The organism is Agromyces protaetiae, from assembly GCF_030866785.1.
GTDB lineage: Bacteria > Actinomycetota > Actinomycetes > Actinomycetales > Microbacteriaceae > Agromyces > Agromyces silvae.
In genome coordinates, this window is the sequence record NZ_CP133018.1 from 4,155,194 (window position 1) to 4,181,720 (window position 26,527).

The following is a 26,527-nucleotide window of genomic DNA, read 5'->3' on the forward strand; positions in this document are numbered from 1 at the left end:
TCAGTGGCCGCGGTCGGCGGGCGGGGGGTTCTCAGGGTCGGCCGGGCCGGCGGATCCTTCGCCGGCGTCCGGCGGCGTCACGGTTCCGGGATTCTCGGCGAGCTCGGCCCGCTCCGAGGCATCCGGCTTGATCGCCATCTGCAAGAGCGCCAGCACGACGAGCACGATGATGAACACGCCGCCCGCGCCGATCAGGGTGAGCGTCCAGTCACGCGTCACCATCAGCGTGACGAGGCCGACGAAGATCGCCGCGATCGCGGCGCCGCCGACGTACTCCATCGGCCGCAGCACCTCGCGGCGGCTGGGCTGGTACCGGTCCTCGGGCTGCTGGGTCACGACTGCTCCGATCCGGATGCCTCGGAGCGATTGCCGGCCGTGCGGGCCGCGCCACTCCATTTGAGCGAGAAGCCCCCGATCATGAGCAGCACGCCGACGATCACGAGGTACGCCCCGAGCAGGCCGACGATGCTCACCGCGTCGAGGGGGAAGATGAGGAACACGATGGCGGCGAGCGCGGTCGCGGCGCCGACCGTCACCCAGTCACGCGATGCGGACGCGCGGCCGCGTGCGCGGAGACCGGCGATGAGTTCGACGATGCCCGTGACGGCCGCCCACGAGATGACGAGGACGACGAGGAACGCGACACTCGGGGGCATGATCAGGGCGAGCACGCCGGCGATCGCGGTGAGCAGCCCGTTGGCGGCGAAGAGCGCGCGGATGAGCCGGTCGTCGATGAGCCGAATCGACATCGCGCCCGTGAACAGGCCGGAGACGACGGCCCAGACACCGAACACGGCGAGGCCAAGCGTGGGGGAGTGGTCCTGCGAGAACGTGATGACGACCGCGGGCACGATGGCAAGCGCGCCCCGCACGACGGGGACGGACCAGTACGGCGCGCGCACGACGGCGTCGGCACGGGCTTCGGCCACGGGGACCTCTTTCGTTCGGGGGATGCGTCAATCCTACGCGTCGCGGCTGGACGGCCCGTCCGGGTACCTCGGCGTCGAGGGGGGTACGGTCAGAGGGCCTTCACCGCGGTGAGCACCTTGCCGAGCGAGTCCTTGGCGTCGCCGAACAGCAGCGTCGTCTGCGGCTCGTAGAGCAGCTCGTTCTCGATGCCGGCGAAGCCGGGCCGCATCGAGCGCTTGAGGAACACCACCTGGCGGGCGTCGCCCACCTCGAGGATCGGCATGCCGTAGATGGGCGAGCCCGGCGTGGTCTTCGCCGCCGGGTTCACGACGTCGTTCGCGCCGACCACCAACGCGACATCCGCCTGGGTGAACTCGCCGTTCACCTCGCTCATCTCGCGCAGCGCCTCGTACGGCACGTCGGCCTCGGCGAGCAGCACGTTCATGTGACCGGGCATGCGCCCCGCGACGGGGTGGATCGCGAACACCACCTCGATGCCGCGCGCCTCGAGCTCGCGCTGCAGTTCGGCGACCGTGTGCTGCCCCTGCGCGACCGCGAGCCCGTAGCCCGGCACGATGATGACCTTCTGCGCGTACCCGAGCAGCACCGCGACGTCTTCGGCGCTCGACGAGCGCACGGGCCGGTCCGAGACCTCCGTCGAGCCGGCGGTCGACCCGCCTCGGAACGCCCCGAACAGGATGCCCGAGACGCTGCGCCCCATGGCCCGCGCCATCGCGCGGGTCAGGATGGTTCCGGATGCCCCGACCAGCGTCCCGGCGATGATGAGCAGCACGTTGCCGAGCACGAAGCCCGAGGCCGCGACCGCGAGCCCGGTGAAGGCGTTGAGCAACGAGATGACGATGGGCACGTCGGCACCGCCGACGGGCAGCACGAGCAGCACGCCGAGCACGAGGCCGGCCGCGAGCACGCCGATCGCCGCCCCGAACGGCGCGTCGATCACGACCCAGATCCCCGCCGCGATCCCGCCGAGCACGATGAGCCCCATGAGCACCGGCAGGCCGGGGAACACGATCGCGCGCGCCGACATGAGGCCCTGCAGCTTCGCGAAGGTGATGATCGAGCCGGCGAAGCTCACCGCACCGATGAGCAGGGTCAGCACGATGGCGAGGCGCGTGCCCCAGTCGACGGCGTGGTCGAGCTCCAGCAACGCGACGAGCGCCGCGGCACCGCCGCCGACCCCGTTCAGCATCGCCACGAGCTGCGGCATCTGCGTCATCTGCACCCGGCGCGCGACGGGCCAGGCGATCGCGGTGCCCACGGCGATCGCACCGAGGATCCACGGGATGTTCTCGAGCCGACTCGAGAGGAAGACGGTGATCACCGCGACGAGGGCGCCGAAGGCGCCGACGAGGTTGCCCCGGCGCGCGGTGCGCGGCGCGCCGAGTCCCTTGAGCGCCAGGATGAAGCAGACCGCGGCGACGAGATAGAGCAGCGCGCTCCAGGTCGGGTCGAGCACGCTCACCGGCCGGCCTCCCGGTTCGTCGTGTCGCCCGGAGCATCCGCAACCGCCCCAGCCGGTTTCGCCGGTCTCGACCCGCGGAACATCTCGAGCATGCGGTCGGTCACGACGAACCCGCCCACGAGGTTCGCGGTCGCCAGCACGACCGCGAGCAGGGCCACCGCGAGCACCCACGGGTCCTCCGCCTGCCCGGCGACGATGATCGCACCGATCACCACGATGCCGTGGATCGCATTGGTGCCGCTCATGAGCGGGGTGTGCAGCGTGCTCGAGACCTTGGAGACGACCTCGAAGCCCACGAAGACGGCGAGCACGGTGATGGTGGTGAGCGCGACGGCGTCCATCAGGCGCCTCCTTCCGTACCGGATGCGGGTGGTTGCGCCGATGTGGCGGATGTCTCGGGCGGAGCAGATGCCGGCGGCGGCATGTACACAGCGCGCGGGCCGGATGCCTCGGCGAGCGCCTCGGCCGTCGGCTCGTGCCGCACCATTCCGGCATGAGTCAGTGCGGCGCCGGCGACGACCTCGTCATCGAAGTCCGGGAGCAGCTCGCCGTCGACGGTCATCAGCTCGATGAGGTTCGCCACGTTCTTCGCGTAGAGACGCGACGCGTCGGACGGCATGCTCGATGCGGCATCCTTCATGCCGACCAGCGTGACGGCACCGCCGTGAACGGGTACCCGCACGTCCGCGCCCGGAATCGCGCCCTCGACGTTCCCGCCCGACTCCGCCGCGAGGTCGACCACGACCGAGCCCGGCCGCATCGCGGTCACCATGTCGGTCGTGACGAGCCGGGGCGCCCGCCGACCCGGGATCGCGGCCGTCGTGATGAGGACGTCAGCCTCGGCGACGTGCGGCGCGAGCAGGCGCCGCTGCAGCTCGGCCCGATCCGCGCCGAGCTCGCGCGCGTAGCCGCCCGACGCATCCGCCGCATCGAGGTCGAGCGAGACGAACGTGCCGCCCATCGAACGCACCTCGTCCGCGGACGCCGCGCGCACATCGTTCGCCGACACCCGCGCCCCCAGCCGCTTGGCGGTCGCGATGGCCTGCAGCCCCGCGACGCCGGCGCCCAGGACGAGCACGCGGGCCGGCGGGATCGTGCCCGCCGCCGTCATCGAGAGCGGGAAGAGCCGGGGGAGCCGCATCGCCGCCTCGAGCACGCAGCGGTAGCCCGCGATGAGGGCCTGGCTCGTGAGGGCATCCATGGACTGTGCACGCGAGATGCGCGGCACGAGCTCGAGCGCGAACGCGGTGACGCCGGCCTCGGCGAGCGCGCGGACCGTGGCGAGCTCGCTCGCGGGCGAGGCGAGGCCGACCGTGATCGCGCCGCGGCGGAGGCGGCCGACCGTAACCGGATCAAGGGGTCTCACGTGCGCGAGCACATCGATCGACGCGAGATCGAGGTCGACGGCCGGTTGCGCGCCGGCCTCGGCGTAGGAGGCATCCGAATGACCGGATGCCTCGCCCGCCCCCTGCTCGACGACGACCTCGAGGCCGAGCCCGATGAGCTGACGCACCGTCTCGGGCGTCGCGGCCACGCGCCGCTCACCCTCCAGCCGCTCGCGTGCGATGCCGACCCGCATGGCGCTCCTCTCACGCGCGCCGCGGCGGGACCCGTCCGAGTCGCCGCACCGCGTCACGTGTGGATCACACTAGGGCCGCGGGCAGTCGATGGCTATTGACCACGGGCCTTTCGCCTTTCGCGCGCCGGAGCCGCCTGGCTCAGTCGGTGCGGATCTCAGTCGGCGTGGATCTCAGTCGGTGCGGACGACGATCGGCTCAGCCTCCTGCGGGCCCCCGCACTGCTCGCTGCCGCCGATGCGGTGCCACACGAGCTCGGCCCGGGCCTCGCCGAGCGAGGCGCCCGCCTCGTCGAACACCTCGGCGGTCATCGTCTCGGGTGTGTCGCCATGGAACGTGGCGTACCACCGCCCCTCACCGCCCCCGGCGATCGCGATCATCGGTCCATCGGCGGAGAGCGGAGCATCCGTCGCCGTACTGACGCAGCCCGCCTCGGTGCAGAGCTCGAGATCGAGTCCGGAACCGGCGGCCACGCCCTCGACGACGACCCCGACACCCGAGACATAGCCGACCGCGGGGCATACGGTCGGCGGAAACGCGACGCACCCCGCGAGGCAGCCCGCGAGCAGCACCGCCGCAGGCCCGAGCACGGCCGTGCGCCGCGTCGACCGCCGCGCCGTCACGTTCATGCGCACTCGCATTCGTTCGACATGCCTCCAAGCGTGCCGGTGCGAGCGGGCGGTGCGGGCCTCGTGCGCGAACGTGTTGCCGAATCGATGTCCGATCGAAGCCCGATCGGCATCACACGACCCCAACGAAATCGCCGTCGTCCGCCGAGCGATCGCGCTACCCTCGGCGCATGCTCATCATCGGAAGCATCCTCGTCGGTCTCGCCGCGCTGCTGCACGGGTACATCTTCCTGATGGAGAGCGTGTGGTGGCGGCGGCCCGCAACGTGGAAGCGGTTCGGCGTCGCCGATCAGGCGCAGGCCGACGCGACCCGGCCGATGGCGTACAACCAGGGGTTCTACAACCTCTTCCTCGGCGTGGGTGCTGCGGTCGGACTCGTGCTCGTGTGGGCCGGGCTCGTCGACGCGGGGCGCGCGCTGGTGCTGTTCGCGACCGCGTGCATGGCCCTCGCGGCAGTGGTGCTCACCACGACCGGGCCCGGATACTGGCGCCCCGCGCTGGTGCAGGGCGTGCTGCCCGCGCTGGGGTTCGTGGCCTTCCTGTTCGTCTGACGCGCTAGGCCGGTACGTCCGCCATCTACCGATGAACTGATCGAACGCCCCCGTCTTGTCAGCCCTGCACCATGTCGGCGAAGCGCGAGAAGTGGCCGTGGAACGCGACCGTGATGGTGCGGGTCGGGCCGTTCCGGTGCTTGGCGACGATGAGGTCGGCCTCGCCCGCGCGAGGGCTGTCGCGCTCGTAGGCGGACTCACGGTGCAGCAGGATCACCATGTCGGCGTCCTGCTCGATCGAGCCAGACTCACGCAGGTCGGAGAGGGCCGGCATTTTGTCGGCGCGCTGCTCCGGACCACGGTTCAGCTGGGAGAGCGCGATGACCGGGACCTGCAGTTCTTTCGCGAGCAGCTTGAGCGCACGCGAGAACTCGGAGACCTCTTGCTGGCGACTCTCGACGCGCTTGCCGCTCGTCATCAGCTGGAGGTAGTCGATGATGACCATCTTGAGTCCGACGCGCTGCTTGAGCCGGCGGCACTTCGCGCGGATCTCCACGAGGGTCATGTTGGGGGAGTCGTCGAGATAGAGCGGCGCATCGTTGATGCGACCGCGGGTCGACGCGATCGTGGTCCAGTCGCGCCCGTCGACGGTGCCCTTCCGCATGTTCTGAAGCGGGACGGATGCCTCGGCCGAGAGCAGGCGCATCGCGATCTCGGCCTTGCCCATCTCGAGGGAGAACACGATGGCCGGCAGGTCGTGATGGATCGACGCGGCGCGAGCGAAGTCGAGCGCGAGCGTCGACTTGCCCATGGCCGGACGCGCGGCGACGATGATCATCTGCCCCGGATGGAACCCGTTGGTCAGCTCGTCGAGATCGGCGAACCCGGTCGGCACACCGGTGAACTTGCCATCGGTGTGCTTGGCCGCCTCGATCTCATCGATCGCCTGCGTGACCGCCTCGGTCAGCGGCACATAGTCCTCGGTCTCGACCGAGCCCGTGACGCCGTAGATCTCGGCCTGGGCGTTATTCACCAGCTCGGTGACCTCGCCCTCGCCCGCGTACCCCATCTGGACGATGCGGGTGCCGGCCTCCACGAGCCGGCGCAGCAGCGCGCGCTCGGCCACGATCGACGCGTAGTACCCGGCGTTCGCCGCGGTCGGAACGAGGCTCGTGAGCGTGTGCAGGTACTCGACGCCGCCCGCCCGCTGGAGCTCGCCGGTCTTCGTGAGCTCGTCGGTCACCGCGATGACGTCGGTCGGCTCGCCGTGCGAGTAGAGGGTGAGGATCGCGTTGAAGACCACCTCGTGCTTCGGCACGTAGAAGTCGACGCCGCGCACGGTCTCGATGACGTCGGCGACCGCGTCCTTGGAGAGCATCATGCCGCCCAGCGCGCTCTGCTCCGCGAGCAGGTCGTGCGGCGGTGTGCGCTCGCCCCGGCGTGCGTTGCCGTCGTCGGCCGGCTCGGCGATCCCGATGTGGGCGAGAGACAAGCTGGTGACCTTCCAATCCGCGTGGCTTCGCGCTCATGCGCGGGCGCTCGAGACCCTCCAGCCAGTCCTATCAGGGACGACCGTCATCGGCTTCGAGGGACTCCCACGAGGCGTGATCGTGAGACGCGGATTCACCCTAAGGAAGCATCCGTCCACACACAACTCTGCCTGTGGATAACTCTGGGGAGAAACTGCGCGAAACGCCGTGGATCATGTGCAGTCAGCCTGTGGAGAAGTGTGGAATTCGGGCGAATTACACGGGATGAATTTTGACCTGAACAGGTATTTCTCAATTCCACAGCTGTGGGGGAAAACTTCTTTGGATGTCTGTTCACTCGGTGTAACCACCTGTGCACAACCTTCGGGAAAACCCGAGCGAAACTCTTGCGCGAACGTGACCGGCAGGTGTAGGCGGAGGAAAGCCTCCGACGCATTCGGTGGCCGGGGACGACGAAGCGGCGACGAGCCGAAGCCCGCCGCCGCTGTCGTCGGAGACGAAGAGTTACTTCGCCGAGACCACCTGCAGGATGATCGTCGCCGAGACGTCGTCGTGCAGACGCACGGTCGCCTCGTGGTCGCCGACCGCCTTGATCGGCGACGTGATCTCGATCTTGCGCTTGTCGACCTCGCCGAGACCGGCCGCCGCGACCGCAGCCGCGACATCCGCCGTCTTCACCGAGCCGAACAGGCGGCCGCCCTGGCCGGCCTTGACCGCCAGCTTGACCTTGCCCTGCTCGAGCTTGGACTTCAGCGCCTGCGCGTCCTCGAGGGAGTGCAGCGCCCGCGCCTGACGCGCGGACTTGATCTGGTCGACCTGCTTCTGGCCGCCGCGGGTCCACGGGGTCGCGAAACCCTGCGGAACGAGGTAGTTCCGGGCGTACCCGTTCTTGACCTCGACGACGTCGCCGGCCTCACCGAGACCCGTGACTTCGTGCGTGAGAATGACCTTTGCCATGTTCGTGCTCCTTAGCGGCCGGAGCCCGAGTAGGGCAGGAGCGCCATCTCGCGCGCGTTCTTCACTGCGCGGGCGATGAGGCGCTGCTCCTGCACGGAGACACCGGTGATGCGACGGGCGCGGATCTTCCCGCGCTCCGAGATGAACTTCCGAAGGGTCGCGACATCCTTGTAGTCGATGACGCCGACCTTGACGGACTTCGCGGGGGCGGCGTTCTTCGCGCCCTTGCCACCGCGAGGCTTGCGGCGGTCGCCGCTGCTCTTTCCAGCCATGGTTCTTTCCTGTCTTGAGAAACGTTTCGTTGCGTCGGATGCCTCGCCCGAGGCATCCGCTCAGTGCCAGTCGGCCCTGCGGCCGTCAGGCCTAGAAGGGCGTGTCGTCCCCGTAGTTGGTGCCGGGCGTGTTCCAGACGTCGCCGCCGCCAGCAGCCCCGCCCGCCTGCGCGGGGGCGCTCGGCGCCCACGCGTCGTCGGACTGGCCGCCGCCACCGCCGCCGCCGTAGGAGCCGCCACCGCCACCGCCGCCGCGGTTGGACTGGGCACGGGTGACCTGGGCGGTCGCGTACCGGAGCGAGGGACCGATCTCGTCGATCTCCAGCTCCATGCTGGTGCGCTTCTCGCCTTCCTTGGTCTCGTAGGAACGCTGCTTCAGGCGACCCTGCGCGATGACGCGGGAGCCCTTCGTCAGCGAACCGGCGACGTGCTCGGCGAACTCACGCCAGCAGCTCGCGCGAAGGAACAGGGCCTCGCCGTCTTTCCACTCGTTCGCCTGACGGTCGAACGTGCGGGGCGTGGACGCGATCGTGAAGTTCGCGACCGCGAGCCCGTTCTGCGTGTACCGCAGCTCGGGGTCGGCAGTGAGGTTGCCCACCACGGTGATGATGGTCTCGCCGGCCATGGCGCTTAGGCGTCCGACTTCTTCGCGGCGGCAGCGGCCTTCTTGGCCGCCTTCACCTCGTCGGCCTTCTTCGCCGCAGCGACCTGGGCGAGGTGCTCGTCGGCGCGCAGAACCTTGGTGCGCATGACGGCCTCGCTGAGGTTCAGCTGCCGGTCGAGCTCCGCGGTGGTCGCGGGGGTCGCGGTGAAGTCGACGACGGCGTAGATGCCCTCGGCCTTCTTCTTGATCTCGTAGGCCAGCCGGCGACGTCCCCAGATGTCGACGTTGTCGACACTGCCGCCATCATTGCGGATGACGTTGAGGAACTTGTCCAGGCTGGGAGCAACGGTGCGCTCGTCGATCTCGGGATCGAGGATGACCATCAGCTCGTATTGGTGCATGACGTACCCACCTCCTTCGGACTCAGCGGCCACCGGGTCGGTCCCGGCAGCAGGAGGGTGTTCATACTGTGCGTCGTGGAGGCCGCGAATGCGGCACACGGGCAACCTCGGTAGTCTACCCGCCCAGCCCCCGATTCCCAACCCGCGCTCCGCGCCCCCGCCGCGACGCCCCCCGCCCGCCCCTGTCCCCCGTCCCACGCCCTGCCCGCGTCCCCCGTCCCACGCCCTGCCCCCCACATCGCCGAGTGATGACGAAACGCACGGCCGTTTCGTCATCACTCGGGTCATTTCGTCATCAGTCGCCGGGACGGAGGGGACGGAGGGGGCGGTGGGGGCGGAGCCGGGGGGACGGACGACGGGGGACGGGACGGGCGGGGACGGGACGCGGAGAGGGCGCGGGGGCGAGGGGGTGGTCGGGCGGGGTGGTCGGGCGCGGCGGGGTCAGGGGCGGGCGGACCACCAGGCGAGGAGGCGCTCGCGCGCGGCGGCTTCACCGATCGGCCCCTCGTCGAGGCGGACCTCGAGCAGGTAGCGGTATGCCTCGCCGACGACGGGACCCGGGGGCACGTCGAGCAGGGCCATGATCTGCTGGCCGTCGAGTTCAGGGCGTACCGCGGCGAGCTCCTCCTCCTCGGCGAGCACCGCGATGCGCTCCTCGAGGTCGTCGTACGCGAAGGCGAGGTGATCGGCCTTCCGCCGATTGCGGGTCGTGACGTCGGCGCGCGACAGGATGTGCAGGCGCTCAAGCTGATCCCCGGCGTCACGCACGTACCTGCGCACGGCCGAATCGCTCCAGGCGCCGTCGCTGTATCCGAAGAACCGCAGATGCAGTTCGATCAGCCGCGCGACGGCCGCGACCGTGTCGTTGTCGAAGCGCAGCGCTCGCAGCCGCTTCTTCGCGAGCTTCGCGCCGATGACGTCGTGATGGTGGAACGTCACCGCCCCGCCCGGTTCGAGTCGGCGCGTGGCGGGCTTGCCGATGTCGTGCAGCAACGCGCCGAGCCGCATCACAAGATCGGGGGAGTCGAGCACGCCGCGCGTCTTCTCGTAGTCGATGGCCTGCTCGAGCACGGTCAGGCTGTGTTCGTACACGTCTTTATGCCGGTGATGCTCGTCGCGCTCGAGACGCAGCGCGGGCACCTCGGGCAGCACGCGGTCGGCGAGTCCGGAGTCGACCAGCAGGCGGATGCCCCGGACAGGCGAGTCCGCGAGCAGCAACTTCGACAGCTCGTCCCGCACCCGTTCGGCCGAGATGCGGTCGATCTCGGCGGCGAGGGCCGACATGGCCTCCCGCGTGCCCGGCTCGACATCGAATCCGAGCTGGGCCGAGAAGCGCGCAGCGCGCAGCATCCGCAGCGGGTCGTCGCCGAACGATTCCTCGGGGCGCGAGGGCGTGCGCAGCACACGTGCCATCAGGTCTTCGACCCCGCCCGACGGGTCGACCAGCTCGAGTCGAGGCAGCCGCAGCGCCATCGCGTTGACGGAGAAGTCGCGGCGAATGAGATCGCCGTCGAGCGAGTCCCCGAACACCACCTCGGGCTTCCGTGAGGCGCCGTCGTAGCTGTCGGCCCGGTAGGTGGTGATCTCGACGGTCTCGCCCGCGATCCGCGCACCGATGGTGCCGAACGCGCGGCCGATGTCCCAGTGGGCGTCGGCGATCGGCTTGACGATCGCGAGGATCTCGTCGGGCGTGGCATCGGTCGTGAAGTCGAGGTCGTTGGTGACGCGACCCAGGAAGGCATCGCGCACAGGACCACCGACGAGCGCCAGCTCGTGACCGGCGTCGTCGAACGCCGCGGCGAGCCGGGAGACGCTCGAAGAGTCCGCGAGCTCGGAAAGCCGGCCGAGGGCGGCGGCGACGTCGTGCATGTCCCCAATGGTAGGCGGGCCATCACGGTGTCGTTCGACGCGCGACGGCGTCGCGTCGCCGAGCGGCCGCTCAGGCCCCACGCCGTAGAATCGCGAGCATGCTGGCCGAGTCGAACCCTCTGCGTCGACTCCGCCGACACCTCGCCGGCCGCCGACGGCGGGGACTCGGCCTCGCCGCGGCCGTCCTCGCCGGCGCGATGCTCGCAGCACCGGTGGTCGCCAACGCCGCCGTGCTCGCGGAGACCCTGCACTCGGTCGCCGGCACGGATGCCCCGGCCACTCGCGCGACGACCACAACGACGACCGCGGCGGCGGTGCCCGAGGGTGAGGCGGTCCTCGCGCTGAGCATCGCGCCCGCCACCGGCACGACGGTCGACCCCGCCGGCATCGTGACCCTCGAGGTCGAGATCGACAACCGCACCGGGGGTGCCGTCGCGCCAGGCCAGGTCCGGCTCACTCGCGCAGCGGTACCGATCGTCGACCAGGCTTCGCTCGACGCCTGGGTCGGTTCGGCATCGGCCGAGGCGCGTGATCGCCCGCGTACCGAGCAGGTCGCCGAGGTCCCGGTCCGCGCGCTGCCCGCCGGCGCCTCGGAGGTCGTGTCGTTCACGCTCCCACCAGGGGCACTGGGCGATGCGGCGGGGGCGCCGGTCGTCGGACTCGGCGCCGAGTTCGTGTCCGAGGATGCCACGGCCGCGATCGCGTCGGGAGCCTTCGCCGCCCCTCCGGCCGTCGCCCAGGGCCCGCAGCTCGCGCTCGCGTATGCCCTGACCGTGCCCGCTGAGACGGCCGGGCTCATCGGCGCCGACGACCTCGAGCTCTGGACCGGGCCGGCCGGACTGCTGACGCGGCAGCTCGACGCCGTCGCGGACCGGGCGGTGGCGATCGCTCTCGACCCGCGGTTGGTGGCCTCGGTGCGCGCGCTCGGCACGAGCGCTCCGGACTCGGCCGTCGCGTGGCTCGATCGGCTCGCCGACGTGTCGAATGAGGTCTTCCCGTTGGCCTACGCCGATGCCGACCTCGCGGCGCAGGCGCAACTCGGCATCGAACCGCTCAGCCCGGTCTCGTTCGCCGATGTGCTCGATCCCGCGGACTTCGCCACCGACGCGGAGGGCGGCGGCCTCGGCGGTGGTGATCTCGAGCCCGACGACGCGGCGCAACAGGCGACCGACGGCGACGAGGATGAGGGCGACTCGCCCACCGACGCCGACCCGGTGGCGACCGATCAAGCGACCGAACCCGCCGCGCCCACGACGGTGCCGACCACCGAGCAGCTCCTCGCCTGGCCGTACACCCGCACCGACCTCGCCTGGCCGGCCGACGCGACCGTCGCCGCCGGAAACCTCGCCGCGTTCCGCGCGGGCGGCTACACCACGACCATCCTGTCGGCCTCGAACGTCGACGCCACCGATCCGGTCCGCAATGCCGCCTCGACGGTCGATGGCGAGTCTGCGGTGATGGCCGACGCGCGCATCACGGACGCGCTGCGCGAGGCGGCGGCAGCTCGTTCCGACGTGGCGTGGGGCGAGGCGGCTTCTCGCCTCGGGGCTGAGCTCGCCATGCAGGCGGGCGACAGCGACGCCGTGCTCCTCGCGACGTTCCAGCGCGGTGCCGCGACCCAGTCGTCGCGCGTCGCAGCGACCCTCGACGCGATCGCGAGTTGGCCATGGTCGAACCCGGCGAGCCTCTCCGGCGCCGTCGGCGCCCCGCCCGTCGAGCGCGCCCTGGTCGACGCCCCAGAAGACCCGGTCCGTTTGGACCAGCTGAGCCGGCTGCTCGACAGCGGGGCGGCCGTGCGGGAGTTCGCCACGGTGCTCGACGACGAGACGCTGCTCACCGCGCCGGCACGACGGCAGCTGCTCGCGCTGCTGGACGTGGCATGGATCCCGCAGCCGGCGGAATGGTCGGCCGCGGTCGGCGACCGGCTCGCGGCGCAATCTGCGACGGTGAACGCCGTCTCGGTCGCCCAGAGCAGTCCCGTGAACGTGTTGTCGAGCGAGACCGGCGTGCCGACGACGGTGGAGAATCTGCTGCCGTACCCCGTGACGGTGTTCGTCGACGTCGCCCCATCGAACGGCAGACTGATCGTCGAGGAGCGCGTCGAGACGACGGTCGCGGCGGACTCGCGGAGCAATGTGATCGTGCCTGTCGCCGCGGGCGTCGGGAATGGCGAGGTGACGCTGTCGGTGTCGCTGTGGTCTCGCGACGAGGTCAAGGTCGGGCAGACCGTGCAGATCGCCGCCAACGTTCAGGCCGACTGGGAGGGCCTGGGCGCGCTCATACTCGGCGTGGTGGTCGTGGTGTTCTTCGGGGTCGGCATCTGGCGGAACATCCGCCGCCGACGACGCGAGCGCGCCGCGGCAGACCAGGCCCAGGCGCCCGCCGCACACGAGACGAATGCCACGGGCGAGACGGCCGGCCACGCCGATACGGATGCCTCGGGCGATACAGATGCCCCTGGCGATGAGCCTTCGGCGTCGCCTGAGCGTGTCAGTGGATCTCAGTATTCTGAATCGCATGCCGAGAGTATCGACCGGACCACCGACACCGGGCCCGAGGAGCCGCGTCGCGATGACTGAGGACCGCATCGGGCGCGCGAGCCTGTTCCTCGCGTCGGGCACGATCGTGTCGCGCGTGCTCGGCTTCGTGAAGGCGATCGTGCTCGCCGCCGTCATCGGCGTCACGGGCTCAGTGAGCGCCGACGCGTTCGCGGTCGCGAACGGGCTGCCGAACACGGTCTACGTGATCGTGGCCGGGGGTGTGCTGAGCGCCGTCCTGGTGCCGCAGATCGTGCGCGCGAGCACGCATGCCGACGGCGGCAGCGCCTACATCAACAAGCTCCTGACGCTCGCGCTCGTCGTGATCGGCGCGGCGACCGTGCTCGCGATCGTGCTGGCTCCCGTGCTGACGTGGATCTACGCCGCGTCCAAGCCCTACCTGCTGCCGCTCGCGATCGCATTCGCCTGGTGGTGCATGCCGCAGATCTTCTTCTACGGGCTCTACACACTGCTCGGCGAGGTCTTGAACGCGCGCAGGTCGTTCGGGCCGTTCACGTGGGTCCCGGTGCTGAACAACCTCGTCGCGCTCGCGGGCCTCGTGGTGTTCGGGCTCGCGTTCGGATTCGATCCAGAGGGCACACGCACCATCGACGACTGGACGCCGACGATGGTGGCGGTGCTCGCCGGGAGCGCGACGCTCGGCATCGCCGCGCAGGCGCTGATCCTGTTCTGGTTCTGGCGGCGGGTCGGGCTCCGGTATCGTCCCGACTTCCAGTGGCGCGGTGTCGGCCTCCGTGCGGCCGGGCGCATGGCGAGCTGGACGTTCGGGATGCTCCTCCTCACGACGTTGGCCGGCGTCGTGCAGACCCAGGTCGTGCTCACGGCCTCGGGCGTGGGGGCGTCGGCGGCGGCGATCGACATCGCGTGGCTCATCTTCATGCTGCCGCATTCGATCATCACGGTCTCGATCGCCACGGCCTACTTCACGCGGATGAGCGAACATGCGCATGCGGCCGAGTTCACCCGGGTACGTGACGACGTCTCCAGCGCGATCCGCGGGATCACGCTGCTCATCACGGTCGCGGCCGCCGCGATCATCGTCGCCGCCTATCCGTTCGCCGCGGTGTTCCAGCCAGGGCACCTCGAGAACATCGCCGGTCTCGGCAACGTGATCATCGCGTTCGGCGTCGGCCTCGTCGGGTTCAGCGTCCTGTTCGTCGTGCAGCGGGCGTTCTACGCCCTGGGGGACACGAAGACGCCCTTCTTCTTCACCCTCGTGCAGGTCGTCGTGTTCAGTGCCGGCGCGGTGCTCGCGCTGATGCTCCCGCTCGAGTGGACCGCGGTCGGCGTCGCCGCATCCACCACGATCGCCGGCACGATCCAGCTCGTCGTGGCCTCGATCCTGCTGCGTCGCCGACTGGGTTCGCTCGACGGCAGGCGCATCGCGATCAGCCTCGGCCGCTCGCTCGCCGCCCTGGTGCTGCCGGTGGTGGCGGGCGTGTTCCTGCTCGTGAGCCTGGGCGGAACCACCGATGGAGGTTTCGCGATCCAGGACCGCGCCTCGGCGATACTCTCGATGGCGATCATCGGCGGCGTGATGGCGGCGCTCTACTTCGGGGGCCTCTGGCTCCTCCGCTCGCCCGAACTGCGCGGCTTCGCGGAGCCGCTCGTGCGGCGGCTCCGCCGCGGCTGAGCGGACACGACGCGGTGCCACACGGCTCCTCCACAGGGCGAAGGATCGAGGCATCCGTCAACCCTCGCGTCACGCGCAGCCGCCCGGAATAGGGGAGACCTAGACTGTGTTGACCATGGCGTGTCATCCGGAATCCGGGTGTCACACGCACGAAAGCCAAAGGGAGCGTTCACGTTGCGCGACATCATCATCATCGGGTCAGGCCCCGCCGGGTTCACCGCCGCGATCTACGCCGCGCGCGCCGAACTCAACCCGCTGCTCATCGCGAGCTCGGTCGAGATCGGGGGCGAGCTGATGAACACCACCGAGGTCGAGAACTTCCCCGGATTCCCGGAGGGCATCATGGGCCCCGACCTCATGGCCAAGATGCAGCAGCAGGCCGAGCGCTTCGGCACCGAGGTCGTCTACGACGACGTGGTCGAGCTCGAGCTCGACGGTCCGGTGAAGCGCGTCAAGCTGGGCAACGGCGGCGTCGAAGAGGCCAGCGCGATCGTCTACGCGACCGGTTCGGCCTACCGCAAGCTCGGCCTCCCCGAAGAAGAGGTCCTCTCCGGCCACGGCCTCTCCTGGTGCGCGACGTGCGACGGCTTCTTCTTCAAGCAGAAGACCATCGCCGTCGTCGGCGGTGGCGACTCGGCCATGGAAGAGGCGACCTTCCTCACGCGCTTCGCCGACAAGGTGTACGTGATCCACCGCCGCGACCAGCTCAAGGCGTCGAAGATCATGCAGCAGCGGGCCTTCGACAACGAGAAGATCGAGTTCGTCTGGAACGCCGAGGTCACGCAGATCCACGGAACCGACGCCGTCACCGGCGTCACGCTGCGCGACACCGTGACCGGCGACATCCGCGCACTCGACCTCGACGGCCTGTTCGTCGCGATCGGCAACGACCCGCGCACCCACCTCGTGCACGGCAAGCTCGAGCTCACCCACGACGGCACCATCTGGGTCGAGGGCCGCTCATCGCGCACCTCGGAGCCCGGCGTCTTCGCCGCAGGCGACGTGATCGACCCCCACTATCGGCAGGCCGTGACCGCGGCCGGGTCGGGCACGGTCGCCGCGCTCGACGCCGAGCACTACCTCGCCGCGCTCGCCGACACCAACTCGCCCGAAGAGGCCGAGATCGAGGCTGAGGCCGTCGAGCGGCTCGCTTCGCTGCGGTAGCGGCGCACCCCTACCCCGACCGACGTCCACCAGAGGAGAACGTAATGACTGCACGTGCCGTGACCGAGGCCACCTTCGAGCAGGAGGTGCTCAAGAACGACAAGCCCGTCGTCGTCGACTTCTGGGCCGAGTGGTGCGGGCCGTGCCGTGCGGTGAGCCCCATCCTCGACCAGATCGCGACCGAGCACGCCGAGAAGCTCGACATCGTGAAGCTCAACGTCGACGAGAACCCCAACCTCGCGATGAAGTACCAGATCACCGCGATCCCGGCGTTCAAGGTCTTCCAGGCCGGCGAGGTCGTGAAGACCGTCGTCGGCGCGAAGCCGAAGCCCGCCCTCGAGGCCGACCTCGCCGCCTACATCGCGTAGTCGGCCGCCCCGCTTCGACCTCGAAACGACTCGTCCGGCACCAGCCGGGCGGGTCGTTTCGCATTCGACGTGGTCGCGTCCAGCATTCAGGGTGGAGGGTTGGGTCCGCGCGCGACGCAACAGTCCGAGCACCGGGTCCTCACGGACGATGGCACACCTCGAGGCATCCGTCATCCGCCGAAGGCGTCCCTCTGCTGTGACTAGCATGAGAACTCGAGACAGAACGGATGTGATGTGACCACTGACGGCGTCCCGCAGCGGACCGGCAACAATCTCGACCCTTGGTATGCGAACTACGCCGAGCGAGCCGCCGGCTTCGCCGCATCCGAGGTCCGAGCTCTGTTCGCCGTCGCGTCGCGACCCGAAGTGGTCTCGCTCGCCGGCGGCATGCCGTATGTCTCCGCGCTCCCGCAAGAGCTCGTGATGTCGTCCATGGAGCGCGTCATGCGCGAGCAAGGGCCGATGGCGCTGCAGTACGGCGGGGGAGCGGGGGTCCCGGCGCTGCGCGCGCACATCCTCGACGTCATGCGGCTCGAGGGCATTCGCGGCGCGTCGGTCGACGACGTCGTGACCTCGACGGGATCGCAGCAGGCGCTCGACTTCGTCGCGAAGCTCTTCCTCGACCCCGGTGACGTCGTGCTCGCCGAGGCGCCGTCGTATGTGGGCGCGATGGGCGTGTTCCGGTCGTATCAGGCATCCGTCGTGCACGTCGCGATGGACGACGATGGGCTCATCCCCGAAGCCCTGCGGCAGACGATCGCGCACCTGCGCGGCCAAGGCCGCCGAATCAAGTTCCTCTATACGATCCCGAACTTTCACAACCCGGCCGGAGTCACCCTCTCGGCTGCGCGACGGCCGGAGATCCTCGAGATCTGCCGCCAGAACGAGATCCTCGTGCTCGAGGACAATCCGTACGGCCTGCTGCACTTCGACGAGCCCGCACCCGATGCGCTGCGAGCGCTCGACCCCGAGGGTGTCATCTACCTGGGCTCGTTCTCGAAGACGCTCGCGCCGGGCTTCCGCGTCGGCTGGGCGCTCGCGCCACATGCCATTCGCGAGAAGCTGATCCTCGCCGCGGAGTCGGCGATCCTGTCGCCCTCCTCCTTCAGCCAGCTCGTCGTGTCGGAGTACCTGTCGACCGCGGACTGGCGCGGGCAGATCGACACGTTCCGCGGCGTCTATCGCGAGCGCAAGGACGCCATGATCGAGTCGCTCCGCGAGTACCTGCCGCAGCTGTCCTGGACGAACCCGAACGGCGGATTCTACGTCTGGGTCACGCTGCCCGACGTGCTCGACTCGAAGCAGATGCTCCCCCGCGCGGTGCGCGAGCTCGTGGCGTACACGCCGGGCACCGCGTTCTTCGCGGACGGCCGCGGGAGGCATGCGATGCGGCTCTCGTTCTGCTACCCGACGCCCGAAGCGATCCGGCTCGGCGTGCGTCGACTCGCGACCGTCGTGAACGGCGAGCTCGACCTGCTCGACACGTTCGCCGGCACCGGCCCATTGCAGCTGCCCGACACACCAGGCATCGAGCCCGCACCACCCTCGGATCTCAAGTGATCCGGGTCGCCCACCCATCGAAGCCGGAACGAGCGGAGAACCCCCGATCATGAATCACGCTGAGCAGGTGGATGAGCACGCGGCCGGGTCGGTCAGGACAGCCACGGATGCCTCGGTCGCTGAAGCCGTTTCACGTGAAACCGCCGCGGGCGCACTCGATGTCGTCGTCCTCGCCGGAGGCATCTCGCATGAGCGCGATGTGTCACTGCGGTCCGGACGGCGCGTCGTCGATGCCCTGACCAAGGCCGGCCATCGCGCGACGCTGCTGGACCCCGACGCGAGCCTCCTGCCGTATCTCGCCGAGCATCGCCCCGACGTGCTCTTTCCCGCGTTGCACGGGTCCAGCGGCGAAGACGGCTCGCTCGCGGACCTCCTCGCGGGGCTTCGGGTTCCCACGGTGGGTTCACCCGGTGCCTCGGCCCGCCGGGCCTGGTCCAAGCCGGTCGCCAGCTCCTTGATGCGTGACGCCGGTCTCGCGGTCCCGGACTCGATCGTGCTCTCCCACGAGTCGTTCCGCGAACTCGGCGCGTCGAGCGTGCTGCGCGTGGTGCGGGCGGCCCTCCCCGGCGACCTCGTGGTGAAGCCCGCCTCCGGCGGCTCGGCGCAGGGCGTGACGATCGTCGATGCTCCTGACGAGCTGCCCCGTGCGATGGTCGACGCGTTCACGTATGCCGAGGTCGCGGTCGTGGAGCGTCGTGTGTTCGGCACCGAGGTCGCGGTCGCTGTCGTCGACACGGGGGAGGGGCCTGCAGCGCTCCCGCCCGTCGAGATCGTCCCGACGAACGGCGTGTACAGCTTCCAGGCTCGGTACAACGCGGGTGAGACCACGTTCTTCTCCCCGGCGCGCCTCGACGCGGACGTCGCCGCGGCCGTCGCCGACGCCGCCGTACAGGCACACCGCACGCTCGGCCTCCGCGACCTCTCCCGCGTGGACTTCATCGTCGACGAGTCAGGGACCCCGTGGTTCCTCGAGGCCAACGTCGTTCCCGGGTTGACGGAGACCTCGCTGGTCCCGCTGGCGATCGAGGCGTCGGGCGCCGAGGCATCCGCCGTCTACGACGCGCTCGTTCGACAGGCTGCCGCCCGGCGGTGACGTCGATCCTTCGGAGCCGAGAACATCGATTTGATCAGGGATTTTCTCGGAAGCGACTGACGGGATGCGCGGCGGTCGGAGTGAAACACCCCCTATGAATGCCGCGCGGCGGCGGCGGCGTAGCGTGCAGCAGCAGGTGCTCCGCGTCCTGGAAGCGAATGGCGCGGTACGCGCACCTGCCGTGACGTACGTCAGGCGCCCTCGAGCTCCTCACCGAGGTCGGTCAGGATGCGGCGAAGGTCCTGCACGGTGGCGAAGTCGATGCTGATCGAGCCCTTGCGAGCGCCGAGTGCGATCTTCACACGCGTGTTCAGCCGGTCGCCGAGCCGGACCGCGAGGTCATCGAGGAACTCCTGGCGCTTGCCGGCCGCCGGCTTCGCCTTGCCGGGCTTGGGCTCAGCGCTCGCGATAGCCTCGGCCTGACGCACGGAGAGGTCCTCGTTCACGATCTTGTCCGCGAGTCGTTGCATCGCCTCGACGTCGGGCATCATCAGGATCGCCCGGGCGTGGCCGGCGCTCAGCACTCCGGCCGCGACGCGGAGCTGCACCGCCTCCGGCAGCTTCAGCAGACGCAGCGTGTTGGAGATCTGGGGGCGAGAGCGACCGATGCGCGTCGCGAGCTCCTCCTGCGTGATGCCGAAATCACCGAGCAGCTGCTGGTAGGCGGATGCCTCTTCGAGCGGGTTGAGCTGCGACCGGTGCAGATTCTCGAGCAACGCGTCTCGGAGCATGGCCTCGTTGGCCGTGTCTTTCACGACGGCGGGGATCACGTCGAGGCCCGCGGCCTTGCTGGCACGGAGGCGCCGTTCGCCCATGACGAGTTCGTACTTGCCCGCACGCTCGGGGTGGGGGCGCACCACGATCGGCTGCAGCACACCGAACTCGCGAACGCTGTGTACGAGTTCCGCGAGGTCGTCGGCGTCGAACACACTCCGCGGCTGCTGTGCGTTGGGCTCGATGTCGTGAGGGTTCAGGCTCGCCAGACGAGCGCCGGGCACGGTCACAAGACTCTCCGCCTCAGCGGCGGCCTGCTCGATGACGGCGACCGCCGTGGGAGTCGTGCTGCGGTCGGCCTCGGGGAAGAAGACATCCACCGGCCGAGCGGCGCGATCCTCGCCGGTCGGGATGAGTGCGCCGATACCTCGGCCAAGACCCGTGCGTTTGCTTGCCATTACTTCTTCTCCTCGCCGGGGGCGCCGCGCCGAGCGATCTCGGCGGCCGCTTCACGATACGACAGCGATCCGCTGGACCCGTAGTCGTAGGAAATCACGCTCTGCCCGTAGCTCGGTGCCTCCGACACGCGGACGGAACGCGGAATGATGGTGCCCAGGGTCTGCGCCGGGAAATGCTCGCGGACTTCTTGCGCGACCTGTTGCGCGAGGTTCGTCCGCGAGTCGTACATCGTGAGCAGAATCGTCGAGAGCTGCAGACTCGGGTTCAGGTGCTTCTCGATCAGCTCGATATTGCTGAGCAGCTGCGAAAGGCCCTCGAGCGCGTAGTACTCGCACTGGATGGGGATCAGCACCTCGCGCGCGGCCACGAAGGCATTGATCGTCAGCAGGCCGAGCGAGGGCGGGCAATCGATGAACACATAGTGGTACGGCTCGACCATCTGCCCGAGGTGCGTATCGAGAGCACGGCGGAGCCGTTGCTCGCGCGCCACGAGGGAGACGAGCTCGATCTCGGCGCCTGCCAGGTGGATGGTCGCCGGAACACAGTCGAGTCGTTCGTGTTCAGCCGACGGGCGAATCACGGGACCGAGCGGGAGGTCCTGCACGAGCACCTCGTAGACACTCTGCTGCTCCGAGCGGTGATCGACCCCGAGCGCAGTCGAGGCATTGCCCTGCGGGTCCATGTCGATAACCAATACCCGTGCACCGGCGCGAGCGAGCGCCGCTGCGAGGTTCACGGTCGTCGTCGTCTTGCCGACGCCACCCTTCTGATTCGAGATCGTGAGGACCCGTGTCGTCTGCGGCAGGGGCAGCACGGCTTCTTCGAGCGCGATGCGGCGGCGGGTCTCGTTCATGAGTTCATCGGCCAGGGGAGTTCCTCCGTGCGGCTGCGGTGTTTCACGTGAAACATCGTCGGGGGCGGTCGGTGTCGGTGTCGACGAGGTGGTCGGCGCGATCGTCGAGACGGTCGCGGGGGAGGCGGGGGGCGCCAGAGGCGGTGGAGCCGTCGGTCGCTCGGACACGGGGGGCGGTGACACCGCGTCTGCAGCCGGCTTCGTCTCGGGTGCCACAGGCTCGAGGGAAACGTCCGGCGCCACCGTCTCACTCGTCGCAACCGGCGCCGCTGGGTCGACCAACGCGTCCGGCACAACCGCTGCGGTCGGCCCATCGGGCGTGACCTGTGCGACAGGAGTAGCCGCTGGGAGAGCGCCGGCTGGCGCACTCGGCACGATCGTCGCCTCAGGGTCGGTCGGAGCGGCGGTCGCATCGGCGGGTGGCACGCTCTCGGCGGGCGCCACCGCTACCGGATGCAGCGACGAAGCGGTGTCGACGGCGGCATCGCCCACGATCTCGCGGATGATCTCGTCGAGCATCATGCCGGTACCGGCGTTCGACCCACCAGCGGGCGCCACGAGCTCAGTCGGCCCGGTGACCTCGTTCCCGTCATCGGCCAACGCGGCGGCGGTCGCCGCGTCCCAGTCGATGGCGGCGCGAGTCGGAGCACGGCCCGGGGGAGTGCTGGGCGACCTCGAATCGACAGCAGTTGCACCGGGCGGGCTCGCGAGCGGCCCGCCTTCACCGACGCTCGACGCGTCGGCCGCGGGCCTGCCTCGCACGAGCTCAGCGAACGCATCGCTCTCCGCAGAAGCGTCGGCCACGCCATGATCTCGTGAGGGCATCGCTGACGAATCGATCTCGGCGCCACCCTCGACACCGCCCTCGGCGCCGCTCTCGGCGGTGTTCTCCCTTGCGCTGTCGGCGGAGTCGGAGTGCGTTCGTCTGCGGAACCAGCCGCGACCCCCGCCTTGCGCCATGCCGACTCCAACCGCGCTCATCCAGAAGAACAGCGCCGGGATGAGCGACCCGGCACCACGTGGAGTACCAGCCTAACCGTCAGATGCGACATCGACCTTCGGCTCGCGGTGCCCGACATCGCCCTCAGCAGATGTGGAGATCTTCATCCCACTCTCCGGGCGTTTCACGTGAAACGGATCGCTGCGAGGGCGCCGATGGATGGTGCCGCTGGCTACCGTTTCACGTGAAACGGCCACTGGTCGGGAGCGGTGCGAGTCGCCTCCAGATTCGGACGGCTGAGGTACGCACGGCTGAGCTCCTGCTGTCGAGCCGGGCGGGGTCCTGCGATCTCGACGACCGGCACCGCATGCGTTGCGTGCTCGACGAGGTCGAGGAGTTCCACGTCCATCTGTCGACGAAGGTTCTCGTCCTCTTCCTCATCGAGATGCAGCTCGAGGTGACGGTCGAGCGGGATCACGGCTAACAGGTCGATCTGCCTGAGCGCGGCGTCGGCGCGCTCAGTCAGCTCAGCGAACCTCTGCCGGGGAAGTGTCGGCCGGTCGAGCGCGGCGAGAGCCGCCAGGTACGCCACGAAGTCGAGTGGCGAGCGCTCGAAGATCACATCGCCGGTGATGGACCTGTCAGCGAACAGCTCGAGGGAGGCGTTGAACTGACGAAGGAAGCTGGAGGCGTCCGGCGCAGCGGTCGCCTCGTCGAGCAGCTCGTAGGGTTCAGGCACAGCCGTGAAGTTCCGATGCACGTCCAGGAAGTCTCCGACGAGCGTGCTCTTCCCGCTCGCATGAGTCCCAGATATCGCGATGCGCACGGAGTGAGCGTATCGTCACTGAGCACTCTCGCCCCGGCCTTTGCCGCCGACCCACGCGCAATACGGCGTCACGGGCCACCACTTTGAACAGACGCCGGTACGCTCGCGACGCTAAGGATCCCGCTCAGCGAAGCGAAACCGCTCGTTTCGTGTCCGCGCGAGCGAGCGAGCGTCGCTGCAGCCGCCGCGGGGAGGTCCTGCGGCTCAGCCGACGGTCGCGTGATACACGCGCGTGACCTCGCTGACCTGGCCCTCGCCGAGCACGAGCACCTCACCGCCGTGCACCCGGAACTTGCGCATGGCCTTCTCTGCGGCGCCGATCTCACCATCGACGCCCGCGCCCTTCATCAGGACGAGCTCGCCGCCGGGCCTCAGCAGGGGAGCGGTGATCGGGATCAGCGTGCGAAGTGCGCTCACCGCGCGAGCCGTCACCTGGTCGAGCTCACCGCGGAGCTTCGCTTCTTCCGCTCGAGCCCGCACCACCTCGACGTTCGGCAGCTCGAGTTCAGCAACCTGTCGCTCGAGCCACGCCACACGGCGTTCCATCGGTTCGATGAGTGAGAACGAGACATCCGGCCGAATGATGGCGAGCACCAAGCCCGGCAGGCCGGCGCCCGATCCGACGTCGCCGACGCGGCCGGGGCGGAGCAGCGGGGCCACGAGCGCCGAGTTCAACACATGCCGAGTCCAGAGCCGGGGGAGTTCGAGCGGCCCGATGAGACCCAGTTCCTCACCGTGCCGCGCGAGCGCCTCGGTGAACGCGCGGCCCTTCGCGAGGTGCTCGCCGAAGAGTGTCGCGGCTGCCTCGGGTTCCGGCTCGAGATCGAGTCGATCCGTCATGGTTTCACGTGAAACGCGCGGTGGCGCGCTCAGCCGACCCGCGTGATGACGGTGTAACGTTCTGCGCCTTCACCGCGAGACTCCGAGTGCAGTCCGCGCTCCGCGACGAGGTCGTGTACGAGCTTGCGCTCGTAGGAGGACATGGCGGGCAGCGCCGCTTCGGCTGCGCCCTGCTCGATTCGCTCCGCCGCGCGGGCGACGAGGGCGTCGAGCTCACCCCGACGCGCGTCCCGTGACCCGCCGATGTCGAGGATGAGGCGTGAGAACGCACTGGTCTTCGTCTGCACCGCGAGTCGTGCAAGCTCCTGCAGCGCCGTGACCGTTTCGGGCTTGGACAGCACCGCAAGGTTCGCGCCGTCGGTCGCGTTCACCGAGACGTAGGCGCGGCCGTTGCGTGCGTCGATGTCGATGTCGCCGTCGAGGTCGCAGATATCGAGCAGCTCTTCGATGTAGTCGGCGGCGATGTCGCCTTCTTCTTCGAGCTGCGCGAGCGACCGCTCGCCTTCATGCTGCACGTCGGTCATGGCTACTTCCCCTGCTTCTTGGCGCGCTGCTTGCTGATCGGCTGCTGGCGCTGCGTGGGCTGCTTCTTGATCTCTTCGGCGGGCTGCTCAGGCTGCTCGACGACCAGCTTGCCCTTCTTCGCGAGCCGCGCTTCACGCGCCTTCGCCGCTTCGCTGCCCGGGGTGGGCATGTTGCGGATCACGACGAACTGCTGGGCCATCGTCCAGAAGTTCGAGACGAGCCAGTAGAACATGACGCCGATCGGGAACGCGACGCCCGAGAACGCGAACACCAGCGGGAGCAGGTAGAGCAGGATGCGCTGCTGCCGGAACATGGGGCTCGCCTTGGTCTCGGGCGACATGTTCTTCGAGACGATCTGCAGCTGCGTGATGAACTGCGAGGCGGTCATGAGCACGATCATCACGACGGCGACGACCATGACCTGCCAGGGGTACTCGCCGTTGACGGCGCCGATGAACGTGCCCTTCAGCGGCGCGCCCAGGAACTCCGCGTTCGCGAACGAGTTCGCCAACTCCTGGGTGAACGTGCCGACGCCGGCCTTGTCGTGCTGTGCATCGTTGAGCACCGAGAACAGGCCGAAGAAGATCGGCATCTGCAGCAGAAGCGGCAGGCATGACGAGAGCGGGTTGGTGCCCGTCTTCTTGTAGAGCGCCATGGTCTCGCGCGACATGGCTTCGCGCGAGAACTGGTCCTTCTTGCCCTTGTACTTGTCCTGGATCTTCTTGAGCTGCGGCGCGACCTCGAGCATGCGCCGCTGGCTCTTGATCTGGCGGACGAAGATCGGGATCAGCGCGGCACGGACGACGATGACGAGGCCGACGATCGAGAGCACCCACGTCACACCGGCGTCGGGATCCATGCCGATGAGGTCCCACAGCGAGTGGAACGCGACGAGGATCAGCTCGATGACCCACTTGATGGGCCAGAGGATGATGCTGATGATGTCCATTGGCGGGGCTCAGGCCTTTCAGGGGTGGACGTGGGCGGAGAACTGGGGGAGTGGCACCGCATCGGCGGCAGCCCACCCGGCCGGGACGACCCAGCCGAACGGCGTGATCCGGTATCGCTCGTGCCGCGCGGCGCGCACATCGTCGATGCCGCCGGCGCTCCAGGGATTGCACCGGAGGATGCGCCAGAGGGTGAGCGCCGACCCGACCACGAGCCCGCGTTGCTGCACCGACCCCAGCCCATAGGCGGAGCACGAGGGGTAGTACCGGCACACGTCGCCGTAGAGCGGCGAGATCAGCTTGCGGTAGGCGCGAAGCAAGAGCACTCCCGCATTCCGCGGGATGAGCACGAGAAAGAGGACGACGTCACGCACGGGATGCCTCTTCGCCAACCGTGATCCCCGCCGAGGAATCCGTGAGTCGATGTGCTGCTGCATTCCGATGCGCCGCCGGCAGCCCGGCAGCTCGTTCGGCCGCCCGCCGCACTTCGGCACGCAGCGACGAGAAGTCCGAGGCGGCCGACGAGGGGAGCGCCCGTACGACGAGGTCGAATCCGTGAGCTCCGCCCGCGACGAGCTCATGACCGGCGGCCTTCAACCGGCGGCGGACCAGATTTCGGCGCACGGCGGTGCCGACCTTCTTCGAGACGATGAAGCCGAAGCGCGCGTCGGTGTCGGCCTCCCGTGAGCGCACGTAGCTCACGGTGTGGGCACCGGCGACCTTCGCACCACGGCGCACGACTCGTCGATAGTCGTCGGCGCTCGTGATGCGGTTGGCTTTGGCGAGCACCGAAGCCTTACGCGGAGAGTTCGGTGCGGCCCTTGCGGCGACGTGCCGAGAGGATCGCGCGACCCGCACGCGTGCGCATGCGCAGGCGGAAGCCGTGCTTCTTGGCCCGGCGACGGTTGTTGGGCTGGAACGTACGCTTGCTCATTCTTCTTCTCCGGCGGTTCGAGATCCCTCACCGACCTGCGTCACAGGTGCGGCCGGCGGGAAAACAAGGGTGCCCTGACGGGCTGCGGTCAACTGACTTAACCTACGGCCTCGCGGGCGCGCGGTCAAACCCGCTGCCGCTGCTGGGACGCGGATCGAGTCCGACAGTATCGCAGCTGGCTGCGCGTCGGCTGTGGAACGACACGCCCGATTCGCGTGGATCCCCGAACTGGCATTTGTCGCGGTGGCACTCTGTTCGCTACGGTTTGAGACCAGTTATCCCCAGCTTCGCACCCGGAAATCTGCGGATCCGTCGAAGACTGCCAACAGGCCGTGGATAACACTGTGAACACATGCCTCGCACCGCTCGCCGATCTCGGTCGGGATCGACGGGCGATGCAAGCCGATGTTCGAAAGCGATTGCGGGGAACG

The 26,527-nt window shown here is 69.2% G+C and carries 28 protein-coding genes; 7 read left to right on the forward strand and 21 right to left on the reverse strand.

Features of this window, described 5'->3' with window-relative positions; translation table 11 throughout:
• The 6 genes from QU602_RS18950 to QU602_RS18975 form a co-directional block, all read right to left on the reverse strand.
• Complete coding sequence (locus QU602_RS18950) at nt 1-336, reverse strand: hypothetical protein (protein WP_308798020.1); 336 nt, start codon at nt 334-336, stop codon at nt 1-3.
• Nucleotides 333-929, reverse strand: a complete 597-nt coding sequence (locus tag QU602_RS18955) for an HdeD family acid-resistance protein (protein ID WP_308798021.1) — start codon at nt 927-929, stop codon at nt 333-335. The genes QU602_RS18950 and QU602_RS18955 overlap by 4 nt, the downstream gene beginning before the upstream one ends.
• 89 nt (nt 930-1,018) lie before the next feature.
• The gene (locus tag QU602_RS18960; RefSeq protein ID WP_308798023.1) at nt 1,019-2,392 is read right to left on the reverse strand and encodes an NAD(P)(+) transhydrogenase (Re/Si-specific) subunit beta; all 1,374 of its coding nucleotides are present in this window, start codon (nt 2,390-2,392) and stop codon (nt 1,019-1,021) included.
• Complete coding sequence (locus tag QU602_RS18965; RefSeq protein WP_308798024.1) at nt 2,389-2,733, reverse strand: NAD(P) transhydrogenase subunit alpha; 345 nt, start codon at nt 2,731-2,733, stop codon at nt 2,389-2,391. The genes QU602_RS18960 and QU602_RS18965 overlap by 4 nt, the downstream gene beginning before the upstream one ends.
• Nucleotides 2,733-3,971, reverse strand: coding sequence for a Re/Si-specific NAD(P)(+) transhydrogenase subunit alpha (locus QU602_RS18970; protein ID WP_308798025.1), 1,239 nt, complete (start codon nt 3,969-3,971; stop codon nt 2,733-2,735). Before QU602_RS18970 ends, QU602_RS18965 begins: the two co-directional genes overlap by 1 nt.
• 171 nt (nt 3,972-4,142) lie before the next feature.
• Complete coding sequence (locus QU602_RS18975; RefSeq protein WP_308798026.1) at nt 4,143-4,598, reverse strand: hypothetical protein; 456 nt, start codon at nt 4,596-4,598, stop codon at nt 4,143-4,145.
• Nucleotides 4,599-4,768: 170 nt separating this feature from the next.
• Here QU602_RS18975 and QU602_RS18980 point away from each other — a divergent pair, with 170 nt between their 5' ends.
• A complete protein-coding gene (locus QU602_RS18980) occupies nt 4,769-5,149 on the forward strand; it encodes a DUF1304 domain-containing protein (RefSeq protein ID WP_308798027.1) in 381 nt (126 codons plus the stop codon).
• 58 nt (nt 5,150-5,207) lie between these two features.
• On the opposite strand, the gene dnaB is transcribed toward QU602_RS18980, so the two are convergent.
• The 6 genes from dnaB to QU602_RS19010 form a co-directional block, all read right to left on the reverse strand.
• Complete coding sequence (gene dnaB, locus QU602_RS18985; protein ID WP_308798028.1) at nt 5,208-6,581, reverse strand: replicative DNA helicase; 1,374 nt, start codon at nt 6,579-6,581, stop codon at nt 5,208-5,210.
• A 502-nt stretch (nt 6,582-7,083) separates the two neighbouring features.
• Nucleotides 7,084-7,536 carry a 50S ribosomal protein L9 gene (gene rplI / locus QU602_RS18990; RefSeq protein ID WP_308798029.1) on the reverse strand — a complete coding sequence of 151 codons (453 nt, stop codon included), beginning with the start codon at nt 7,534-7,536 and terminating at the stop codon, nt 7,084-7,086.
• 11 nt (nt 7,537-7,547) lie between these two features.
• Nucleotides 7,548-7,808 (reverse strand): 30S ribosomal protein S18, encoded by a 261-nt coding sequence (gene rpsR, locus QU602_RS18995; protein ID WP_067947514.1) that lies wholly within the window; start codon nt 7,806-7,808, stop codon nt 7,548-7,550.
• Nucleotides 7,809-7,899: 91 nt separating this feature from the next.
• On the reverse strand, nt 7,900-8,433 hold the full coding sequence (locus QU602_RS19000; RefSeq protein ID WP_308798032.1) for a single-stranded DNA-binding protein: 534 nt from the start codon (nt 8,431-8,433) through the stop codon (nt 7,900-7,902).
• Between the two features lie 5 nt (nt 8,434-8,438).
• A complete protein-coding gene (gene rpsF / locus QU602_RS19005) occupies nt 8,439-8,813 on the reverse strand; it encodes a 30S ribosomal protein S6 (protein ID WP_308798033.1) in 375 nt (124 codons plus the stop codon).
• Nucleotides 8,814-9,254: 441 nt separating this feature from the next.
• A complete protein-coding gene (locus QU602_RS19010; RefSeq protein ID WP_308798034.1) occupies nt 9,255-10,682 on the reverse strand; it encodes a CCA tRNA nucleotidyltransferase in 1,428 nt (475 codons plus the stop codon).
• Nucleotides 10,683-10,780: 98 nt separating this feature from the next.
• On the opposite strand from QU602_RS19010, the gene QU602_RS19015 reads away from it, so the two are divergent.
• From QU602_RS19015 to QU602_RS19040, 6 genes are all read left to right on the forward strand, one after another.
• Entirely contained in the window at nt 10,781-13,261 is a 2,481-nt protein-coding gene (locus QU602_RS19015; RefSeq protein WP_308798035.1) for a DUF6049 family protein, read from the forward strand.
• Nucleotides 13,254-14,873, forward strand: a complete 1,620-nt coding sequence (gene murJ / locus QU602_RS19020; protein ID WP_308798037.1) for a murein biosynthesis integral membrane protein MurJ — start codon at nt 13,254-13,256, stop codon at nt 14,871-14,873. The genes QU602_RS19015 and murJ overlap by 8 nt, the downstream gene beginning before the upstream one ends.
• Nucleotides 14,874-15,047: 174 nt before the next feature.
• Nucleotides 15,048-16,037, forward strand: a complete 990-nt coding sequence (trxB, locus tag QU602_RS19025) for a thioredoxin-disulfide reductase (RefSeq protein WP_308798039.1) — start codon at nt 15,048-15,050, stop codon at nt 16,035-16,037.
• 44 nt (nt 16,038-16,081) lie between these two features.
• Nucleotides 16,082-16,405: a thioredoxin gene (gene trxA / locus QU602_RS19030; protein ID WP_308798041.1), complete on the forward strand. Its 324-nt coding sequence runs from the start codon at nt 16,082-16,084 to the stop codon at nt 16,403-16,405.
• Nucleotides 16,406-16,639: 234 nt separating this feature from the next.
• Nucleotides 16,640-17,965: an aminotransferase-like domain-containing protein gene (locus QU602_RS19035; protein ID WP_308798042.1), complete on the forward strand. Its 1,326-nt coding sequence runs from the start codon at nt 16,640-16,642 to the stop codon at nt 17,963-17,965.
• Nucleotides 17,966-18,014: 49 nt separating this feature from the next.
• On the forward strand, nt 18,015-19,058 hold the full coding sequence (locus QU602_RS19040) for a D-alanine--D-alanine ligase family protein (protein ID WP_308798043.1): 1,044 nt from the start codon (nt 18,015-18,017) through the stop codon (nt 19,056-19,058).
• Between the two features lie 191 nt (nt 19,059-19,249).
• Here the strand turns inward: QU602_RS19040 and QU602_RS19045 are convergent, their stop codons facing one another.
• The 9 genes from QU602_RS19045 to rpmH all read right to left on the reverse strand — a co-directional run bounded on the left by QU602_RS19045 (nt 19,250) and on the right by rpmH (nt 26,096).
• Nucleotides 19,250-20,230: a ParB/RepB/Spo0J family partition protein gene (locus QU602_RS19045; protein WP_308798044.1), complete on the reverse strand. Its 981-nt coding sequence runs from the start codon at nt 20,228-20,230 to the stop codon at nt 19,250-19,252.
• Nucleotides 20,230-21,084, reverse strand: coding sequence for a ParA family protein (locus QU602_RS19050; RefSeq protein WP_308798046.1), 855 nt, complete (start codon nt 21,082-21,084; stop codon nt 20,230-20,232). Before QU602_RS19050 ends, QU602_RS19045 begins: the two co-directional genes overlap by 1 nt.
• A gap of 1,172 nt (nt 21,085-22,256) precedes the next feature.
• On the reverse strand, nt 22,257-22,763 hold the full coding sequence (locus QU602_RS19055) for a hypothetical protein (protein WP_373692859.1): 507 nt from the start codon (nt 22,761-22,763) through the stop codon (nt 22,257-22,259).
• A gap of 291 nt (nt 22,764-23,054) precedes the next feature.
• Nucleotides 23,055-23,690: a 16S rRNA (guanine(527)-N(7))-methyltransferase RsmG gene (gene rsmG, locus QU602_RS19060; protein WP_308798049.1), complete on the reverse strand. Its 636-nt coding sequence runs from the start codon at nt 23,688-23,690 to the stop codon at nt 23,055-23,057.
• A gap of 29 nt (nt 23,691-23,719) precedes the next feature.
• Complete coding sequence (locus QU602_RS19065; RefSeq protein ID WP_308798051.1) at nt 23,720-24,214, reverse strand: Jag family protein; 495 nt, start codon at nt 24,212-24,214, stop codon at nt 23,720-23,722.
• A gap of 2 nt (nt 24,215-24,216) precedes the next feature.
• On the reverse strand, nt 24,217-25,164 hold the full coding sequence (gene yidC / locus QU602_RS19070; RefSeq protein WP_308798052.1) for a membrane protein insertase YidC: 948 nt from the start codon (nt 25,162-25,164) through the stop codon (nt 24,217-24,219).
• 18 nt (nt 25,165-25,182) lie between these two features.
• Entirely contained in the window at nt 25,183-25,536 is a 354-nt protein-coding gene (gene yidD / locus QU602_RS19075; RefSeq protein WP_308798053.1) for a membrane protein insertion efficiency factor YidD, read from the reverse strand.
• Entirely contained in the window at nt 25,529-25,951 is a 423-nt protein-coding gene (gene rnpA, locus QU602_RS19080) for a ribonuclease P protein component (RefSeq protein ID WP_308798054.1), read from the reverse strand. Before rnpA ends, yidD begins: the two co-directional genes overlap by 8 nt.
• 7 nt (nt 25,952-25,958) lie before the next feature.
• A complete protein-coding gene (gene rpmH, locus QU602_RS19085; RefSeq protein WP_153683454.1) occupies nt 25,959-26,096 on the reverse strand; it encodes a 50S ribosomal protein L34 in 138 nt (45 codons plus the stop codon).
• Between the last annotated feature and the right edge of the window lie 431 nt (nt 26,097-26,527).